Below are 20,656 nucleotides of genomic sequence, written 5' to 3'. Positions count from 1 at the left end.
CTATCTTACTTTACAACTTTTACTTTCGTTCCATCTTTCAGATTAATCTGACCACTTGTCACGATTTCAGCTCCATCTTTAATTCCACTAATAATTTCAACTTCAGTTCCAACTGTTTTTCCAATCACAACTTTCGTTAATTTTGCTGTATTATTTTCAACCACGAAAACTTGTCCAGAACTAATTCCATTTACGAAAGCATTTGCTGGAACAACCAATACATTTTTACCTGCATTTACATCATCTTTTGTCGAGAATACTGCCGTTCCGTACATACCAGCTTTTAAACCAGAATTATTCGAAACTTGAATTTCTACTGGAAAGTTTAATGAAGCATCTGCTTTAGGCGCAATAAAAGAAATTCTCCCTGCAAATTCTTGATCTGGAAAAACACTAGCCAATACTTTGATTGTTTGTCCTACTTTCAAATTCACAACTTCAGCTTCTGTTACTGTAACTTGTAATTTTAGTTTTGATACATTTACAATATCAAACATTTGAGAACCTGGCGCTACTACAGATCCTGGCTCTATGTAACGCTTGTTAATCACACCAGAAATAGTTGCTTTTACATTGGTATCACGAACACGTAAATTTTGTGCAGAAACCGCTGCTCTTGCATTTTTTAATTGCAAACGCGAATTATCTAATTGTTGCTTTGTTACTCCTCCAGTTTTGTACGCATTTTCGTAACGTTGATTATCTATAATCGCATTTTGAAGATTATTTTGTGCTTGAGTTACATCAACCTCAATTGCATCTTTTTTAATCGTCGCCAATGTTTGTCCAACAGAAACATAACTACCTTCATCTACCAATACACGAACAATTCTTCCTGAAATTTCTGAAGGAAAACTCATTTCCTGAAATGGCGCAAACGTTCCGTTTGACGTATAATCTGTATTTAAGCTTTCGTATTTTGCTTTAATTGTATTTACCACAACCTCATCGTTACTAGCATTTACAATCGCAACTTCCTCTTCTTGCTTCGCTTTGTTATTTTTGATGATGTAAACTGCTCCACCAATCAAGCCAGCAGCAATTAATATATAAAGTAAAGTTTTTACTGATTTCATAAATCGGTTCTATTATTGAATTAATGTTTTTAAGTCTCCTTTTGCTTTGATTAATGCGATTTCGGCAATTTTATATTCTAACAAAGCATTTGAGTAATTATTTCGAGCATCTGTCAACGCATTTTCAGCGTCTAAAATTTCTGTCAAATTAGCTAAACCTTGTTGGTAATTATTTTGTGTATTTGCAAGTACTTTTTCTGCCAACGATACATTTTCTTCTTGAATATCGACACTTTTTAACGCATTTTCTATTTGCGCTTTTGCATTTTGATATTCCAAACTCAAACCAAGTTTTGTGTCATTCATTTGTTCTTCGATATCCAACAAATCAATTTCAGCTTGATTTATTTTTGCTTTTGTAGCTCCTCCAGAAAAAATCGGAACTTTTACACTCAAGCCAATCGAAGCTAAATCTGACCATGTATAAGTTTTTGAAGTAATAAATTTTTCACCAAAACCTTGCAATCCATAATTACCAGCCAAACCAACAGTTGGATAAAGATTTGCACGTTCAGCTTCTTTTGCAAAACCTAACAATTCTTTTTGTTTTGACAATACTTTAAATTCTGTTCTATTTTCTACATTAATTTGATCTTCTAACAAAACTAAATTCGGTGTGATTGTTTCTTCTGTCAACGTAATTGGCTGTTCTATTGGATAACCCATATAAAATTTCAATGCATTCTTGTTAATTTCTACTGCATTTACCAATTGTTGGCGAGATGAAGATATGTTATTTAATTGTACAACTATTCGGTCTAAATCAATAGGCTTTGCCAATCCATTATCCACTAAACTTTTGATAACATTGCGAACTTTATTCGTGTTTTCGTAACTTTTATCAATTGTTTTTAATTTCTCTTCTTGAATAAAAACTTGATAATACGCATTAGCTACTCGCTCTATAATTTGTTCATCTGTTAAATCCGCATTAATTTGGTAAAATTCACGTGTAGATTTTGCTGCTTTAAGTCCTGTAAAAACACGCTGATCAAAAATATTTTGATTAACCGTAACTCCCAAACTCGAATTCCATGGTTGTCCCATTTTAATGATAGTTGTTTGCCCTCCCATTGTCAGTGCAGTTTCTTGCACAATTGGATTATACTGTAATCCTGCATTTGCACTAACCTGTGGCAAAGCTCCTGCTCTAGCTTCATCAATTTTATATTCTGCTTTTTTGATAGCCAAATTCGCACGTTTAGCATCAGCTTTATTTTCTAATGCAAAATTTACTGCATCTTTAAGTGCAATAATTTCTTGGGCATTAGCAGAACTCATCAACGCTACAATCGCTATAGAAAGTAATTGTTTTAACCTTTTCATTGATATATTAATTATTAAAAAGTGTATTGAGAATAATTTCTTTTCGATCAGAAAGAATACGTTTGAAATCTTCGTCGCTCAATTTCAAATCCAATTGAAGTAGCGGACGAATTGTAAATGGATAATTAACCAATGAAATCATGTTTAACAAAAACTGAAGTGGCTCCATCTTTTTAATCGTTCCTTTTTCCATTTCTTCCTCTAATCTTTCGTAAAAAACATTTACAACTACATCTAAATCATCTATCATTAACTTAGAACACATTGTATTATTTTTATTCATTTCGGTAACGATGTAAGTTTCCAAATATGGATACTTGATTGATGTTGCAATAGAATCCTCTATAAATTCGCCAATCATTTCTTTGATATCACGATTTCTATCAAAAATAGCACGCGATTTTTCATTACTTACTCGCGTAGCTTCTTCGTAAATAATACTAATTAAATTGTTTCGCGATCTGAAATAATAATTAATCAACGTTCTATTCACTTTCGCTTCATCAGCTATTTCTTGCGTTGTTGCATGAAATCTACCTTCACCAAAAAACATTCTTTTCGCTGTTTCTTTGATTAATTCTTCTGTATCGTCTTTCATATCTGTGCGGCTTTTTTATTTTGACAAAATTGTCAAACAAAATTATTAATATATTTCGTTAATCCAAATAGTTAAACATTATTTTTAAAAAAATTGAAGAAAATCATAAAGATTACCGAACTGATTATCCGTAAATTTGCTTGATGAAAGAACAATATGATTTGATAATTGTAGGTGCTGGGCCAATTGGTTTGGCTTGTGCAATAGAAGCGAAAAGAAACAATCTTTCTTATTTAATTATTGAAAAAGGTGCTTTGACAAATAGTTTGTACAACTATCCTTTGTATATGACATTTTTTTCGACTGCCGAACGATTAGAAATTGGAGAAATTCCGTTCAATTGTATTGCGCCAAAACCTGGTCGACAAGAGGCGTTAGAATATTATCGAAACATTCATAAATATTTCAAATTCAATCTAAATCTATACGAAGAAGTTGAAACGATTAATAAAGTTGAAACAAATCATTTCGAAGTTAAAACATCAAAAAATAACTATTCAACTAACAATATAGTCCTTGCAACTGGTTTTTATGACATTCCAAACTTAATGAATATTGAAGGTGAAAATTTGCCAAAAGTTCATCATTATTACAAGGAAGCTCACCCTTATTCTTTTCAGAACGTAGTGGTTGTTGGAGCGAATAATTCTTCTGTTGATGCAGCTTTAGAATGTTATCGAAAAGGTGCAAATGTAACAATGGTGATTCGCGGAGAAGGTTTTACGCATCGACTAAAATATTGGGTTCGTCCAGATATCGAAAATCGAATTGCAGAAGGAAGTATCAAAGCTTATTTCAACTCGAATATTACTTCTATTGACGAAAATCAAGTTCATATCAAAACACCAGAAGGTGATATTTCAATTGAAAATGATACCGTTTTAGCTTTAACTGGTTATCATCCAAATTTCAATTTTTTGGAGAACTGTGGAATAACTTTCAGTGATGATGAATTGAAAACACCAACTTACAATCCCGAAACAATGGAAACAAATGTGGATGGTTTATATTTGGCAGGCGTTGTTTGTGGTGGTATGTTGACAAATATTTGGTTTATTGAAAATTCGCGCGTACATGCACAGCAAATTGTTGAGGCAATTTTAGCAAAAAATAATAAATAAAAGTTTCTGTATTAATCAGAAAATAAAAATAAAAATAACATGAAAGACCTTTTCGGACAGGCAATTTTAGATTATCAAACCAATCATTCGCCCGAAGATCTCTATACCGAAACATCAATTTCAGAGTTAGATGTGATGCCAATTGATTATCTTTTTCGAGAGTATGATGACATGCCTCCTCTAGAGCAAAAAGCACTTGATTTGTCAAAAGGAAAAATATTGGATGTTGGTTGTGGAGCAGGTTCTCATTCACTTTATTTGCAAGAAAAAAGTTCAGATGTTTTAGCGATTGATATTTCTCCAAAAGCGATTGAAGCTTGTTTGTTGAGAGGAATTAAAAATGCAAAAGTTCAGAATTTCCTTGAAATCAATGAAGCTGAGAAATTTGATACGATTCTATTTTTGATGAACGGAACTGGAATTTTTCAGAATTTAGTTTTAATTAATGTTTTCTTGGATAAAATCAAAAATTTATTAACCGAGAATGGTCAAGTTTTGATTGATGGAACCGACATTATTTATATGTTTGATGAAGACGAAGATGGTGGAAAATGGATTCCGAGTAATGGAAATTACTATGGTGAATTAGATTTTACGGTTCATTATAAAGGCGAGCAAGAAGAACCTATTCAATGGTTGTATTTGGATTTTGACACGTTAAAAAATGCGTGCGAATATCATCAACTAAAATGTACAAAAATAAAAACCGAAGGAGATTCTTATTTAGCAAAAATTACTTTGTAAAATATCGTTTCGATAATAAAATACAAACTCATTAGTTCATTAGAATTAGTGAGTTTTTTTTTATTCTCAAACAAAATTGATAATGATATAAAGTTAATCAATAGTTGAACAATTAATTATCTTTTAAAAAATTCATAAATTAGTACAGATTAAACGCAATTTATGGAAGAACACCTGCCAAAACTCATTACCGATCTTGGATTAATTCTATGTGTAGGCGCTGTGACGACGCTTATTTTCAAACGTATCAACCAACCTCTTGTTTTAGGTTATATTATTGCTGGTTTTTTAGTTGGACCACATTTCGAATATATTCCGTCCGTTGCAGAAGAACATAATGTGGAGATTTGGGCGAAGATTGGTGTTATATTTTTGCTTTTTAGTCTTGGTCTCGAATTTAGTTTCAAAAAATTACTCAATGTTGGTGGTTCTGCCTCCATCACTGCGATTGTCGAAATCATTTGTATTGTAACCGTTGGTTATTTTGTTGGTCGATTTATGAATTGGTCGACAATGGATAGTATTTTCCTCGGCGGTTTATTAGCAAGTTCCTCTACAACCATTATTATTAGAGCATTTGATGAATTAGGATTGAAACGAAAGAAATTCGCGAATGTCGTTTTCGGAATTTTAATTGTAGAAGATATTGTGGTCATTTTATTAATGGTTATGCTTTCTACTATGGCGGTTAGCCAGCATTTTAACGGAGCAGAAATGATTAATTCTTTCGTTAAATTAGGTTTCTTTTTAGCGGTTTGGTTTATTGGAGGAATTTTTATTATTCCAACTTTTTTACGTTCTATCAAAAATTATTTAGATGATGAAACCTTATTAATTATCTCAATTGGATTATGTCTTGGAATGGTTTACATTGCTGATAGCGCAGGTTTTTCGATAGAATTAGGTGCTTTTGTAATGGGTTCTATTTTAGCTGAAACTGTTTATGCCGAAAAAATTGAACATAATTTTCAATCTGTAAAAAATCTGTTCGCAACAATTTTCTTTATTTCTATTGGAATGATGATCGATCCCGTTTCGATGTATGAACACAAATGGGCAATTTTGATTGTGACCTTGTTGACGATTTTCGGAAAGTTAATTTTTACCACTTTAGGTGCTATAATTTCAGGACAACCGCTAAAACAATCCGTACAAGTAGGAATGAGTATGGCACAAATTGGTGAATTTGCTTTCATCGTTGCTGGTTTAGGACTTTCTCTTGGTGTAACAAGCGACTTCTTGTTTCCTGTTGCAGTCGGTGTTTCAGCAATTACAACATTTACAACACCTTATTTAATTAAATCATCGGACAAAGTTTATACTTTATTGGAAAAAATTCTTCCGCAAAAATTCATTCAAGGTGTTGAAAATTATTCATCTGATACTCAACATATTCAAAATGAAAATAAATGGAATAAAATCATCAAACAAACCGTTTCGACAATTTTTATCAATGGAATAATCATTATCGCAATCACATTGATTATCAGAAGCTACGTTTTATTCTTATTAACCGATTGGTTTACCTATTTTGGCGCAAGTTTGGTCAGCATTATATTGACGTTTATATTGTGTATTCCATTTATTTGGGCAATTATTGGAAATCGACCAAAAAGAGAAATTATCAGAGAATTTTGGGATGAGTCTAATTACAATCGCGCACCAATTATTGCAATTATCTCCATACGTTTAACTATAGTTGTATTTACTGTAATTTTTATTTATAATCAATTTTTTTCAAGCACAATTGCCTCAATTGTTTTAGTTATTGGATTATTGATTACAATGTATTTTCTTTCAAAATATTTCAATCAGTTTTACAATTATATTCAAACAAAATTTATTTATAACTTAAATGAACGTGAAATTCTAACTAAAAAAATTGAAGAGAAAAAGAAACAAGATAAATTTCAATATACTTGGGATAACACGCATATTTCGGATATGATTGTTCCTCAAAATGCCAATTTTATTGGTGTTCCTTTGGGTGAATTGGATTGGCGAACAAAATTTCAGATAAATATTGCGTATATCAAACGTGGCGATCGAATTATTCAGACTCCAAATTCTGAATCTGTTTTATATCCTTTCGATAAAATTGGAATCATTGGAACGGATGAACATATTCAACGATTTGAGAAATATTTGCAAATTATTGGCGAAACTCCTCCAGAAAATACAGATCTTAAAAATACAGATAATTTTACGTTAGATAAAGTAGTTATTCCGAATGATTTTTGTGTTTTGGAACATAAATCAATTGGTTGGGTAAAAGATACGGCAAAAGGAATTGTGGTTTCGATAGAGCGCAATGGAAAAATGATTCACAATCCTGATCGAAATGTACCCATTGAATTGGGCGATTATTTGACAATTGTTGCCGATAAGAAAAACTTAAAAAACTTTATTCAGGAGTATCATTTAAAATAAAGCGAGTAATTTTGCAAGATGCAGCGTAAGATTATTCACATCGATATGGACGCTTTTTATGCTTCTGTTGAACAACGAGATTTCCCCGAATTAAGAGGGAAATGTATTGCTGTTGGCGGAAATGAAGAACGTGGTGTGATTGCTACCGCTAGTTACGAAGCTAGAAAATATGGCGTCGGATCTGCAATGTCTTCTGTTGTTGCAAAACGTAAATGTCCACATTTGATATTTGTAAAACCTCGATTTCAAGTTTATAAAGAAGTTTCGAATCAAATTCGTGAAATATTTCTTGAATATACTGATTTGGTTGAACCTTTATCTTTGGATGAAGCTTTTTTGGATGTAACAATTAACCATAAAAACATCGAAATCGCCACAGATATTGCAAACGAAATCAAACAAAAAATAAAAGAACGAACAGATTTGACTGCTTCTGCAGGTGTTTCTTTCAATAAATTTTTAGCTAAAATTGCTTCGGATTATAACAAACCTGATGGACTTTATGTGATAACACCTAAAATGTCTGAAAATTTTATTGATCAATTACCAATCAAAAAATTTCATGGAATTGGAAAAGTAACTGCAGAACGTATGCAAATGATGGGCATTCATACAGGTTTGGACTTGAAAAACCTAGAATTAGAAAAACTGTTACGGGAATTCGGGAAATCAGGTAAATACTATTACAATATTGTTAGAGGATTAGATTTTAGAGAGGTCAACCCTACTCGATTGCGAAAATCATCTGGTTCAGAAACAACTTTTAGCAAAGATTTAGAAACCTTAGAAGAAATGCAAATCGCATTATTTCCACTAATAGAAGATGTTTGGAACTTTTCTTTAAAAACATCAATTTACGGAAGAACAATTACTGTAAAAATAAAACACAATGATTTTTCGGTTACTACAAAAAGTAAATCAGCTTCATTTCCAATTAAAAATAGAGACCTTTTTGATCAAATTTGTTATGATTTATTAACTGAAGGTTACTCTTCAGAAAAACCAGTTCGACTATTAGGTGTATCTATTTCTAATTTATCCAATAATCAAAAAAAATTCGGAACTCAACTCGAAATTCCTTTTAAAGAAATTATATAAATTCTTTAAACAATTTTATAAATTCCGAAATAATAAAATTTAAACAACTGATTTAAAATAAATTAACAATGTTTTAAATCAATACATTTTGTTTACTACTTAGATTTATTTTTTACTACCTGTAGACACTTTGATGATAGTCTACATTTTTTAGTTTAGTATTTATTCAAGACATTTGAATCAACAAACAACATCGTTTGTAATGCTTTTAAGATTACTAACCAACAACCAAACTAAAAAGCTATTTTGATAAATCTAACCAGTTTATCAAAACAACCTAAACCGATATTACTTATCTAAACCAAATTAAAAAATCCATCTCAAAAATTGAGATGGATTTTTAGTTTTATTTATTTTGAAACTAAAATTTAGTTTTTAATCAATTTTTTTGTAATAGTTCCATTATCTGTTTCAAATTTTAAGATGTAAATACCTTTTGGTAAATTATCAGTGGAAACTGTTCCTTTTTGACCATCAAATTTTACATTAGAAGTTGAAACAACTTTACCTGTCATATCAACAATATCAACTTTGATATCATTTTTAATAGATTTATCAACAATGTAAACTACATCCTTAGCTGGGTTAGGATACATTTGGAAATTAGATTTGTTAACATCAGAAGTAGCTAATTTACAATTTAACTCTTCAACTGGTGGCATATCAAAAGCTTCTGTTCCATCTGTTCTACTATTAGAGCTTCCTTGTTTAGCGCTATAACCTAAACCACGAGCTGAAAATGCTTCCCAAATCTCACATTTATTAACTCCATTATTTAATTGTTCGTCAGCTTTAAGAATAGCATCACGACCATCTACAAATCCAGGAGAACAAGGTTGTAACTTAAGACCTGTCATTACTAATTGTAAAGCCATATTATTACCTGCTTTACCATTATATAAGTCTGGAGAGAAACCATATTTATTAACCATTTTCCAGTTTAAATCCCAAAGCATAGAAGCCCATACGTAACCAGTATTGTGAGGAGAATCTGAATCACCATAAGTTTTTAAGAACCCATATCTAGCAGGATTAACTGTCATATCAGTCGAATAAACTGTAGGACGAATTCCAACACCTTCTTTCTTTTCACCTACAGCAAATGTTCCTATTCCTCTTTTAGTAGTACTTATATCAGATGGCAATTGAGTAATCATCAATCCAAAGAAATCAGACCAACCTTCACCCATTTGTTCAAGATTATTCAAACAGTTAGCATTTGTGATTGGACCAGTCAAGCGATTAGAAATTCCATGTCCATATTCATGTGCAATAATTCCGTTGTCTAAACTTCCATCAATAAATGATTCATCTGGTTTTAATAAAGATCCATTAACGACTACTTTATTTTGCAATTCTTGCATAATTGCATCTCCATCTGCTTTACTAATAGAAATTGCTGGAATTGTAATTGTTGTATCATCTCCAGACATATTAATCATCCCATCTACATTATTTACAATAATAGCAGCTTTAGCTCCAGCATTCTGAGCATTTTTTACTTTTATAGCAAATGAACAATCTCCACGGTATATAATTGCTATCTTATCATTTACTTCTGCAGCATTTGTGATTGTCCCACAACCATCATAAGGCGTACCTGTTGTTTCACTTTTTACAATTAATGCAAGATCTCCAGTTAAAGCAGTAGAAGTTAATGTACCTCCCCAAGTAGGAACAGTAGCTTGATAACTACCAGCTATGTTAGCAGGACTATTAATAATTAATGGTTCTGGAGTTTTATTCCATAAGTACATTGCCATTCTTGGAGATCTTCCGTCTGCAGGTGTAGCAAAAGTAGCATTGTTAGTGTACCCTAACGACACTCCTGTTTGTGCCAAGGCTACAACATCATCATTACCTGTACCTCCTTTATCAAAATTGACTTTTTGAAAATTTCCATTTGCTTCTGTAAAACCATAATTATAGAAAATGTCATGCATCATATTGTTCATATAGAACAAATTTGTAGTAGCAGCTTCCCAATTTGTATAAGGATGATTATCTAGATTCATAGGGAAATCAAAATTCAGATCATTTCCTCCATCAGCATAATCAGTATCTTTGATTGTTACTCTATTTAATATAGAATTATAAGTCTGATATCCTTTAGAGTCATGATCTCTAACAGCTCTTACATTGTTTCCTTCTGTTCTTGTTTTTACAGTTGATTCTGCTGTGTTATGCCAACCATTCGGTGATGCAGTTGCATTTGAAACAGAAAGATCAGCAAATGATCTTCCTCCACGATTAGGAGCTTCTAAAGGTAATTGGTAAACATTGTATTGTGGTGATGCTACATTTTTAACATCTGCATATAACCAATCCCAATCAGCTTTATTAAATGTAGCTAAATTCTCATTATGAAAAGCTCCATGATCAAAACCACAGCTTAATGTGTTGTTATGTTTTTCTAAAATTGCACCATTCATTGCGTTAACAATAACATGAATGATATCATTATGGTTATCTTTTACCAATTGATAACTAAATGCATAACTTAAAATTGCTTGGTTTTGTTCATTAATATAATAAACCAATTCTGAAGAATCATCTTTCGAAAAATATACGCCATTTTGGTCTATTTCTGAATCTGAAAAAGATTTTAATCCTTCTGATTGAGCTACTTTATTTAAAGCCTCGTTAAAATTTAAAGATGGAGAAATATCTGCATTCTTTAATGATATATTAAAATTTTCTGATGAAGTTTTAGAAATAACTTGTTTATCCTTTATTATATATGTTGAATAACTGTTATAAATTGGAATACCTTGGAAAGTTCTTTGTGTGTAAACCCTTTGATTAAGATCATCATTAATTGTTTGAGCAAATTTATACTCAACATTACCTGCTATGGCCTTTGCTTCATAATTATCTACAATTTGCTCTGCCGTTTGGGCATAAGCAGACATAGATAAAAGAAACGCAGAAAATATCAGCGTTAAATTTTTCTTCATTATATTTTGTGTTAATTAATTATGAAACTAAATTAAGTAATACATTTTAAAGAAAAAATTTGGAAATTAAAATCGATTTAACTAATATAAAAGGCCAGACTAATCTGACCTCTATATTTATTTCTCTAAATCTTTATATACTTTTCGAATAATTCCGTCCGAAAGTCCAATTTTCGGAACATGAATTTTCTTTGCATGCGACCATTTTAGTACATTGTTGTAAATTTCTAATGCATAAACCACTACATCGGCGCGATCGGGTTTCATGTTGAAATTCTGCATACGTTCTTCAGCAGTCATTGTTTGTAAAATTTGATAATGTTTTTTTACATACATGCTACTCAAAGGCATTCCTAGTTTTACGCCAGAATATTTGTACACATGGTTGATATTTCCTCCAGAACCAATTAATTCTACTTCATCATGACCAATGTTTTCATGAATCCATTCTTTCATTTCGTTAAAAGTATTTGGCGAAACTTTATTTTCTAACAAACGTACAGTTCCTACTTCAAAAGATTTTGACGTAAAAACCTTATTATCTTTTAATAACGTTAATTCGGTACTACCACCACCAACATCTACATACAAATAGATTTTTTCGTCTTGTATAAAATCACCTAATTCCGTATTAAAAAGTAATTCAGCTTCGGTTTTTCCATCTATAATCTCGATGTTAATTCTAGATTTTTTCATCACTTTTTTTACAACATCTTTTCCATTTTTTGCTTCGCGCATGGCAGAAGTTGCATAAGCTTTATAAATTTCAACATCATAAACCTTCATCATTAATGCATAAGACAACATAGCATCACAGATACGATTTATATTTGTTTCGGAAATTTGTCCATCAATAAAAACGTCGTGTCCCAAACGAATTGGCATTCTCACAATACTGGTTTTATTAAAAATTGGCGCACGACCTTCTTCTTCGTAAACATAATTAATCAACAATCGCATGGCGTTAGATCCAATATCTATTGCTCCTAATTTTCTAATCTTCATTTTCTTGTTCGTTTAATTTTTTAAAATATTCGTATGTCGTAAACTGAGAGCGGTTTGGTTTTTTATTGTTTCGTTTGTATTCTAAAGAAGATTCAGCCGTTATTTGGCGACCTTTTACATTATCTTCAAAACTCAAATTAAATGTATCCATAACGATTTTTTTGAATTTATGATCGTAAATCGGGCACGCAACTTCCACACGATTATCCAAATTACGTTCCATCATATCTGCCGAGGAAATATAAACTTTGTCATCGCCCGCATTCTTAAACCAATACACACGTGGATGTTCCAAAAATTTATCAATAACGCTGACACATTCAATATTTTCGGAAAGATTTTTAACTCCAGGAATCAAACAATTAATTCCACGCACAACCAAACGAACTTTTACTCCTTTTTGAGAAGCTTTATACAATAAATCAATGATTTGTTTGTCGCTTAAACTGTTCAGTTTCATGTTAATTTCTGCAGGTAAACCAGCTTGATGATTTTTGATTTCTCGTTTAATCATCTTGACAATTTTTTTACGCGTTCCATAAGGTGAAACCAGTAAATGATTGTACGTTAAGTTCAAGTAATTAGCTCCAAAAAATTTAAAAATCTGTTCAACATCCTTTGTTATTCCCGGATTAGTTGTGAAATATGTATAATCTGTATAAATTTTTGCTGTTCCTGCATGAAAATTTCCTGTACTGATAAACACATATTTCTGTGCCAACATTCCTTCTGGTTTACGTTCGATATAACCAATTTTTGAATGTACTTTCAGTCCCGGAACTCCAAAAATAACATTCACACCAGCTTCTTGCAATTTTTTCGACCACATCGCATTATTGGATTCATCAAATCGCGCACGAAGTTCCAAAACAGCTGTTACTTCTTTTCCGTTCATCGCCGCGTTTATCAACGAGTGCATTACTTGCGAATCTTTTGCAACACGATAAATAGTAATTTTTATTTTGGTTACTTTCGGATCAATTGCGGCTTCACGAAGAAATTTTAACAACAAAGAATAATCATGATAAGGCGCCATCATCATTTCTTCATTTTCCGTAAAAGCTTGAAAATAACTGTTATATTCAAAAGGTTTTTTCTGAATAATTGGCTTTATTTTTTCATACGTTAAATTAGGAATATCAAAACTTGGAAAGCTCATCAAATCTCGTTTGTTGTGATATTTTCCACCCGGATTGATACTATCATATTCGTCTAATCGTAATTTTTTCAAGAAAAATTTCAACGTATCTGGTGCAATTTCAGCATCATAAACTAATCGGACAGGAACACCTTTTTTACGATTTTCTAAACTATTAATTACTTTTTCTAATAAACTATGTTCCAAATCATTATCAAAATCAAGTTCGCTATCTCGCGTAATTTTGATGGAATGTGCTTCAATTGTTTCGAAATCAAACATTTTGAAAATATCTTTCAAATGAAAACGAATAATATCTTCCAAATACATGACATAGGTATTTTGATCATACTTTGGAAGCACAATAAAACGCGAAAATAAATGTGTTGGAACAATCAAAAGTGCATATTGAACTTTGTCTTTTAATTGCATTTTTACCGCTAAATAGAACGACCCATCGCGTAAAGGCGGCGCTTTTTTGATATCATCTAAAATAAAAACTCCAACCGTATGAATAAATTCGTTATAAAAATATTCGGAAATGAATTCTAAATAATTCTCTGGAATAGACGTATCATCAATCACAAAAATATTGTAATTCTCTAATTCTTTAAATAATTGATTATGCAAATCATCGTACTGAACGCGCTGTTGACGCACAATTTCATTGATTTCATCTATCAATTCTTCGTCTGTTTGATCTGGTACAATATTTTGATAAACGATTTCTACATCTTTGAACTGTATCGAACGCAAAATTGTAGAATATCGAACCGAATAAAATTCATCTAAATTGTTTGAATAAATTCCTAAAAAACGAATTCGTTCTAACAACGGAACTGTTTCGTCAGAAGCTTCTTGCAACACGCGCGCATTGAAAGAAAGCCAACTGATTTCGCGGTTTATATATTTTTTCATTTAATTTCTTTAGGTAAAATTATTTTTATGGTTTTTCCTTTTTCTATTGATTTCCAATTATCCGAATAAAATTGTATCCAGACAAATCCAGAAGTAGAAAGATTGTAAATCATTTCATTTCCTAACTGATTGGTAATATCTGTAAACGCAGGATTATGCCCAAAAATAAGAACATTTTGCAATTCATTGTCTAAATTTCTAATCCATTTATCCAATAAATAATGCGAAAACGTATACAAATCATCTTCGATATGAATGGTTTGATTGGGAAATAAAATAGGTTTGACAAGTAGAGAAGTTTCTTTTGCTCGAACTGCTTTGCTCGAAAATATTTTATCAAATTTCAATTCAAAATTTTGATGAATATAATTCGCTATTTTCTTCGTTTTGAATTCACCAATCTCTGTGATAGAACGAAATTGATCTGAAACATTTTCGTTCCATTTACTTTTTGCATGACGCATTAAAAACAAATTTTTCATAACGCAACGAGTTTAAAAAGAAACAGTAGTTAAATCTAATCATTATCTAACGAAAAGACTTAACTACTGTTGTATTTTTTTAGGATTATTTTCTAAAGATTACCTTCGTAATTCTTAAAATCATTTTTTACCCAATCTGGCAATTCCATTGATTTTTTCTCTTCCATATCGTACATTACTTGTGTACTTTTTCCGATACAATGAATAACATCTTCGCCATTTTCGCTTTTACTTGTGACAATATATTCAAAATCGAAACTCTTGTTTCCTAATTTTGATACACGCACACCAATACGAGGATCTATCGCATTTGGACGTAATTCTTTTTGGTAACTTGCTTCTATATGCGCAATAACAAACATGTGATGCGTCCACTGCCATTTTTTGCTCGAAGCCATCATATAATAGGCTCTACCAGTCTGAAAATACTCGAAATAAAATACATTATTTACATGACCAATTGGATCAAAATCGCTCCAACGTGGTTCTAAAGGTTTAAAGAATTTAAAGTTTTCTATACTCATTTTTAATTGGTTTTTAATAATAATTAATCTTCTGGATTTGGATCAATAAATTCGTATTTGTACAATTTGACTAACCAAAAGAATACTGAAAATAAGATAGGTCCAAATATAATTCCGATAAATCCGAATAGATTTAAACCAACGATTACTCCAAAAATAGTAATTAATGGATGAACATCTGCCATTTTTTTTTGTAAAACTAAACGGATTAAATTATCTGAAAGCCCAACAATTACAAAGCAATAAATTAATAATCCAACCGCTGATCCAGTTTCACCTTTTGCAAGTAAAAATAGTCCAAGAGGTACATAAATAAGTGCGGCACCAACGACAGGCAACATTGCAGCAAAAATGGTTAAAATAAACCAAGTAAACGCATCATCTACACCAAATATAAGATATCCAATGTAGGCAATAATTGCTTGTAGAAAGGCTGTTAACGGCATACCTACTGCATTAGAAATGACCAAATCTTTCAAATCTTTGTTCATCTTCACTAAATTACTTGTTTTAAGCGGAATAGTTCTGTAAAACCAATTTTCAAGTTTTTGATGATTCATCAACATAAAATACAAAATAAGGAACGCAACCCCCAACTGAACTGTCATATCCATTGAAGCATTCAGTGTTTTTTCTAATAATTTACCTCCAACTTGTGTTATTTTTTCAATGTTTGTTGCACTAAACACATCGATATGAAATTTGGTTTGCAACATTTGAATAATTTTATTGACATCTGTTTTAATTTGAGCTGTGTCATTTAATAGTACCATTACTTTATTCGTTAACATTTGAATTAATAAATAAAGAGGTCCAATAATCAAAATCGCGCTACTAATCATTAAGATAATTACACTTGCTAATTTGTTCCATTTTTTTACTTTTACTAGCCATTGCAAAGGATTTAAAAGCAAAACATACAAACACAAAGCACCGAGAAATCCAGGGAAAAATGCTAAAAGATTTTTGGTAATTAATCCAAAAACTAAAAGTATTATTGCAATAAATGCTAACTGTAACAAGACATTGTTAGAAAGATAGTGTTTATTAGAGTTCATAGGTAATTTATTTGTTTATTAACAGTTGTTGATATTTCGTTATCAAATTCAATGCTAAAAATAGTTAATTTCTATAAACTTTTCTATTTTTAGACGTTGAATAAAATTTTACACATGAAAAAAATAGTCGGTTTAATCTTATCAGTTTTGACAATCTCTACATATGCACAAACGAAACAAGACAAAGTTGTTTTGGTAATTCATGGTGGTGCTGGTACAATTCTGAAAAAAAATATGACACCCGAAAAGGAAAAAGCGTACCGAGATGCTTTAGCTGAATCTTTGACAAAAGGTTATGAAGTCATCAAACAGGGTGGCGAAAGTGAAAATGCAGTGATAGAAGCCATAAAAGTAATGGAAAATTCACCTTTGTTTAATGCAGGAAAAGGAGCAGTTTTTACACATGAAGGGAAGAATGAATTAGACGCTTCGTTGATGATCGGAAATACAATGCAAGCTGGAGCTGTGGCTGGAGTTACAACGATTAAAAACCCTATTTTAGCAGCAAAAGCTGTTTTACAAAATTCTGCTCATGTAATGATGGTTGGAAAAGGAGCAGAAGAATTTGCTCAAACTCAAGGTTTAGAAATTGTTGATCCAAGTTATTTCAAAACGGAAGAACGCTGGAATTCTCTTCAAAAAGTTTTGGAAAAAGATAAAGAAAAAATGGAATTAGACCACGATGCTAAAACACAAGCGTATGTTCCATTCAATTTTGTTGACGAAAAATTTGGTACAGTTGGCGCAGTTGCTTTGGATAACAAAGGTCATATCTCGGCAGGAACTTCGACGGGCGGAATGACAAACAAACGTTTTGGGCGTGTTGGTGATTCGCCAATTATCGGAGCTGGAACCTATGCAAATAGCGAAGTTGGTGTTTCGAGTACAGGTTGGGGCGAATATTTTATTAAAGCTGTTGCGGCATATGATGTTGCAGCTTTGATGAATTACAAAAAACTTTCTTCGAAAAAAGCTGGTGAAGAAGTTATCAAAAAAATTGGTGATTTAGGTGGCGATGGCGGAATGATTATTTTAGATAAAAATGGTCAAGCAAGTTTTCCTTTTAACACTGCCGGAATGTATCGCGGAAGTATTACGCAATCAGGTAAGATAACTATCGAAATTTATCAATAAATTTGGAACACATTTTAAAATAAAGATATACAATACATGATAAAACAAATTTTACTTACAGCCACTGTTGTTCTTGCAAATTTTGCAACAGCGCAAGTAACCTCTATGATTAATGATAAAAATGTAGATGCTTCGACAAAAGTATATGGAATGGCTCCTTTAAGCGATGAAACAAAGGCTTATGAGAAGTTTAATTTTATGTTAGAAAATGCAGCGGCTATACAATTAGGAAAACCAATTTTGGAGTATGGATATCAATCGTCTACTTTCCAAGCGCAAGAAAATGGAGTGATGATTTATATGGTAAAAGATAAGAAAATTGTCGATCAATGGTTGGTGAATCCTGCGTTGTACAATGTTTTTCATGACGGAATTCCTTATTCTTTTGATGCTGATAAATTAGCTGTTCTTGCTGATAAATATCCGTTGATTTATAAAGAAGAAAAACGTCAATATAAAACCGAAAAAGAATATCAAAAACAGCGTCCAGCCTTGTTTGCGGATTCTTATAATTTGATTATTACAGAACCAGATTTTACATACGAAGGATATTTTGATGTGCAATTTCCACAAAACGAACAATTCAAAAATTCTGAAGCTGCGATTGCTTATTTAAAACCAATTGTAGAGAAATTGACAAAAAAGAAATTTGATATAAATTATACAATTACTGAAAAAAATATTTTAGATCGTACACAATTTACAATAACAGTTGCAGGAGAAGAAAATATCTATAAAAAAATAAAATTAGATAATCTGCAAAAAGGAGATTGGCAATCATTAAGTTATGAAGCTTCGATTTTCCGAAAAGCAAATTAATAGAAAGAAAAGGTTTTTGAAATAATCAAGAACCTTTTTTTTATCCACAAAGATTCGTAATTTGACTTTTTAACTCAAAGAAATATGAATTCTAACTTCTATAAAATATTACAACACTCAAAAGAAAATCAATCAATTATTGCCGTTTACAATGATCCCGAAGGAGACAATTTTTGGGCTGGATATATTTTAGATTTTAATGACGAATTTTTTACAATGCAGCACATTTCGAAATATGGTAAAAAAGATGGGATTTTAATCGAACCTTATTTCAAAATTAGTCGAATAGATGTTGATGATTACTGCAAATGTCTCAATTATTTAAAAGAACATCACACCGATTTGGATCAAGAAAATCCAATTACATTTAATGCAACAGCAGAAGAAAATTGGGTTCGTCAAATTTTAGGCGAAATAAATGATCAAACCGAATATGTTACACGTATTCAATTAAATAACAATAGTCGTTTTGCAGGTTTTATTCGAAATTTAACTGAAGATGATTTTGAGTTGAAATGTATTGGTTCGGAAGGAACAGACGAAGGTTCTTTGTATTTTCAGGTTGATGATGTTTCGTCGATTCGTGTCAATGATTTAGAAGCTCGTCGAAGATTATTTTTTTATAATTATCGCCGTTCTATCGACTTTTTTGATGAATAATTTTTATCAAGAAAAACGCAAACTACAACTTAAATTATTAGGAATAAAATTTGATTAGATTTTGATGAAAAATATCGTTTTTTATAAAGCATCAAAGCCTTTATTTTGCACGATTATTAAAATCTACTTATGAAATATACTTCTGCAACAGAAGCTGTAAAAGAAATCAAATCTGGCGATCGTGTTTACGTTCATGCAGCTGCGGCTACGCCTACATTTTTGGTGTCAGAATTATCGAAGAGAGCGCATGAATTGAGAGATATAGAATTTTGTCATATTCATACAAGTGGAAATGCAGAATATGCAAATCCTGCTTATAAAGACTCATTTTTTGTCAATTCTTTTTTCTTAGGTGCTAATGTTCGTCACACGATCAAAGAAGGAAATGGTTCGTATTTACCGATTTTCTTTAGCGAAATGGGAAAAGTGATTCGAACTGAATTGAATGTTGATGTTGTTTTAATTCAGATTTCTGAGCCAGATTCTCATGGTTATTGTTCTTTAGGGACTTCTGTGGAGAATATTAGAGCGGCAATTGAGACTTCTCGTGTGGTTATTGCGCAAGTGAACAAATATATGCCACGCACATTTGGTGACGGAATTTTACATATTTCGACTATCACGCATTTAGTAGAACATCATCAACCGTTAGATATCTTGGATAATGGAAATATTACAGATGAAGAAGCTAAAATTGGGAATTATATTGCTGAATTAATTGAAGATAAAAGTTGTTTACAATTAGGGATTGGTTCTATTCCAAATGCAGTTTTGAATAATTTGAAGAATCATAAAGGTTTAGGAATTCATACCGAATTATTTTCAGATGGAATTGTTCCATTGGTTAAATCTGGCGTGATTACAGGCGAACACAAAAAATTATTAAAAGGTAAAATTGTTTCGACTTTAGCGCATGGTTCACAATTATTGTATGATTTTATTGATGATAATCCTGGCGTAGAAATGCGCGATGCTTCTTTTACAAATGATCCTGCTAAGATTAGTCAGAACAATAGAATGGTTTCGATTAATTCGGCTATTGAGGTAGATGTTACGGGACAAGTAAGTGCAGATTCAATTGGTTCGCGAATATTTTCTGGTGTTGGAGGACAAGTTGATTTTATATACGGATCATCTTTAAGTAAAGGTGGAAAATCGATCATTGCATTAACGTCAACAACAGCAAAAGGTGCAAATAAAATAGTACCATTCCTAAAACAAGGTGCAGGAATTGTGACGACAAGAGCGCATGTAAATTATATTGTAACGGAATATGGTGTTGCAAATGTATTCGGAAAAAATATTCGACAACGTGTAAAAGCAATGGCTGAAATTGCACATCCAGATTTTAGAGAACAAATCGAAAAAGAATATTTTGAAGCGATTTCTTCTTAAAAATATGATATTGATAACCCGTAGTGCATTTAGTTAATATTAATTTTTAAGTTGTTAATATTTCTATTTTGGTTTCTGTTTATTGATTGAATAATAGGAAGGGTTAGTGTTTTTGCTAGTATCCTTGTTTTAAACCCTAAAAAGCTTTTAACATAATTACCTGTAATCATTAA

General features: G+C 31.4%; 17 protein-coding genes and 1 pseudogene. 8 read left to right on the top strand and 10 right to left on the bottom strand.

Features of this window, described 5'->3' with window-relative positions; all coding sequences use genetic code 11:
• Nucleotides 1–5: 5 nt before the first annotated feature.
• The 3 genes from B3J26_RS01240 to B3J26_RS01230 are packed head-to-tail and all read right to left on the bottom strand — an operon-like array spanning nt 6 to nt 3,000.
• Nucleotides 6–1,076, bottom strand: coding sequence for an efflux RND transporter periplasmic adaptor subunit (locus tag B3J26_RS01240; RefSeq protein WP_180904754.1), 1,071 nt, complete (start codon nt 1,074–1,076; stop codon nt 6–8).
• A 12-nt stretch (nt 1,077–1,088) separates the two neighbouring features.
• The gene (locus B3J26_RS01235; RefSeq protein WP_291072799.1) at nt 1,089–2,402 is read right to left on the bottom strand and encodes a TolC family protein; all 1,314 of its coding nucleotides are present in this window, start codon (nt 2,400–2,402) and stop codon (nt 1,089–1,091) included.
• Nucleotides 2,403–2,409: 7 nt separating this feature from the next.
• Nucleotides 2,410–3,000, bottom strand: coding sequence for a TetR/AcrR family transcriptional regulator (locus tag B3J26_RS01230; RefSeq protein WP_291072797.1), 591 nt, complete (start codon nt 2,998–3,000; stop codon nt 2,410–2,412).
• Between the two features lie 143 nt (nt 3,001–3,143).
• On the opposite strand from B3J26_RS01230, the gene B3J26_RS01225 reads away from it, so the two are divergent.
• From B3J26_RS01225 to dinB, 4 genes are all read left to right on the top strand, one after another.
• Nucleotides 3,144–4,121 (top strand): YpdA family putative bacillithiol disulfide reductase, encoded by a 978-nt coding sequence (locus tag B3J26_RS01225; protein ID WP_280037076.1) that lies wholly within the window; start codon nt 3,144–3,146, stop codon nt 4,119–4,121.
• A 39-nt stretch (nt 4,122–4,160) separates the two neighbouring features.
• Complete coding sequence (locus tag B3J26_RS01220) at nt 4,161–4,865, top strand: class I SAM-dependent methyltransferase (protein ID WP_291072795.1); 705 nt, start codon at nt 4,161–4,163, stop codon at nt 4,863–4,865.
• Nucleotides 4,866–5,027: 162 nt separating this feature from the next.
• Nucleotides 5,028–7,295 (top strand): cation:proton antiporter, encoded by a 2,268-nt coding sequence (locus tag B3J26_RS01215; protein ID WP_291072794.1) that lies wholly within the window; start codon nt 5,028–5,030, stop codon nt 7,293–7,295.
• Nucleotides 7,296–7,313: 18 nt separating this feature from the next.
• Nucleotides 7,314–8,393 carry a DNA polymerase IV gene (gene dinB, locus B3J26_RS01210; RefSeq protein WP_291072793.1) on the top strand — a complete coding sequence of 360 codons (1,080 nt, stop codon included), beginning with the start codon at nt 7,314–7,316 and terminating at the stop codon, nt 8,391–8,393.
• A gap of 368 nt (nt 8,394–8,761) precedes the next feature.
• Here dinB and B3J26_RS01205 read toward each other — a convergent pair whose 3' ends face one another.
• The 6 genes from B3J26_RS01205 to B3J26_RS01180 form a co-directional block, all read right to left on the bottom strand.
• Nucleotides 8,762–11,350: a T9SS-dependent M36 family metallopeptidase gene (locus tag B3J26_RS01205; RefSeq protein WP_291072791.1), complete on the bottom strand. Its 2,589-nt coding sequence runs from the start codon at nt 11,348–11,350 to the stop codon at nt 8,762–8,764.
• A gap of 117 nt (nt 11,351–11,467) precedes the next feature.
• A complete protein-coding gene (locus B3J26_RS01200) occupies nt 11,468–12,355 on the bottom strand; it encodes a Ppx/GppA phosphatase family protein (protein WP_291072790.1) in 888 nt (295 codons plus the stop codon).
• Complete coding sequence (gene ppk1, locus B3J26_RS01195) at nt 12,345–14,411, bottom strand: polyphosphate kinase 1 (protein ID WP_291072787.1); 2,067 nt, start codon at nt 14,409–14,411, stop codon at nt 12,345–12,347. The genes B3J26_RS01200 and ppk1 overlap by 11 nt, the downstream gene beginning before the upstream one ends.
• Nucleotides 14,408–14,893, bottom strand: a complete 486-nt coding sequence (locus tag B3J26_RS01190; RefSeq protein WP_291072784.1) for a SixA phosphatase family protein — start codon at nt 14,891–14,893, stop codon at nt 14,408–14,410. Before B3J26_RS01190 ends, ppk1 begins: the two co-directional genes overlap by 4 nt.
• Nucleotides 14,894–14,985: 92 nt before the next feature.
• Nucleotides 14,986–15,417, bottom strand: coding sequence for an acyl-CoA thioesterase (locus B3J26_RS01185; protein ID WP_180904766.1), 432 nt, complete (start codon nt 15,415–15,417; stop codon nt 14,986–14,988).
• 23 nt (nt 15,418–15,440) lie between these two features.
• Nucleotides 15,441–16,475: an AI-2E family transporter gene (locus tag B3J26_RS01180; protein WP_291065913.1), complete on the bottom strand. Its 1,035-nt coding sequence runs from the start codon at nt 16,473–16,475 to the stop codon at nt 15,441–15,443.
• 114 nt (nt 16,476–16,589) lie between these two features.
• On the opposite strand from B3J26_RS01180, the gene B3J26_RS01175 reads away from it, so the two are divergent.
• The 4 genes from B3J26_RS01175 to B3J26_RS01160 all read left to right on the top strand — a co-directional run bounded on the left by B3J26_RS01175 (nt 16,590) and on the right by B3J26_RS01160 (nt 20,483).
• Nucleotides 16,590–17,609: an isoaspartyl peptidase/L-asparaginase family protein gene (locus B3J26_RS01175; RefSeq protein WP_219034772.1), complete on the top strand. Its 1,020-nt coding sequence runs from the start codon at nt 16,590–16,592 to the stop codon at nt 17,607–17,609.
• Nucleotides 17,610–17,645: 36 nt separating this feature from the next.
• Nucleotides 17,646–18,428: a hypothetical protein gene (locus tag B3J26_RS01170; protein ID WP_180904767.1), complete on the top strand. Its 783-nt coding sequence runs from the start codon at nt 17,646–17,648 to the stop codon at nt 18,426–18,428.
• 84 nt (nt 18,429–18,512) lie between these two features.
• Nucleotides 18,513–19,088 (top strand): hypothetical protein, encoded by a 576-nt coding sequence (locus tag B3J26_RS01165; RefSeq protein WP_180904768.1) that lies wholly within the window; start codon nt 18,513–18,515, stop codon nt 19,086–19,088.
• A gap of 129 nt (nt 19,089–19,217) precedes the next feature.
• Nucleotides 19,218–20,483, top strand: a complete 1,266-nt coding sequence (locus B3J26_RS01160) for an acetyl-CoA hydrolase/transferase family protein (RefSeq protein WP_291072781.1) — start codon at nt 19,218–19,220, stop codon at nt 20,481–20,483.
• Between the two features lie 29 nt (nt 20,484–20,512).
• On the opposite strand, the pseudogene B3J26_RS14945 reads toward B3J26_RS01160, so the two are convergent.
• Nucleotides 20,513–20,656, bottom strand: a pseudogene (locus B3J26_RS14945) (IS982 family transposase); the annotation flags it as partial.

The sequence above is a fragment of the Empedobacter sp. UBA5987 genome, from assembly GCF_002429865.1.
Classification (GTDB): Bacteria; Bacteroidota; Bacteroidia; order Flavobacteriales; family Weeksellaceae; genus Empedobacter; species Empedobacter falsenii_B.
This window is presented reverse-complemented; position numbering and strand designations above follow the sequence as displayed.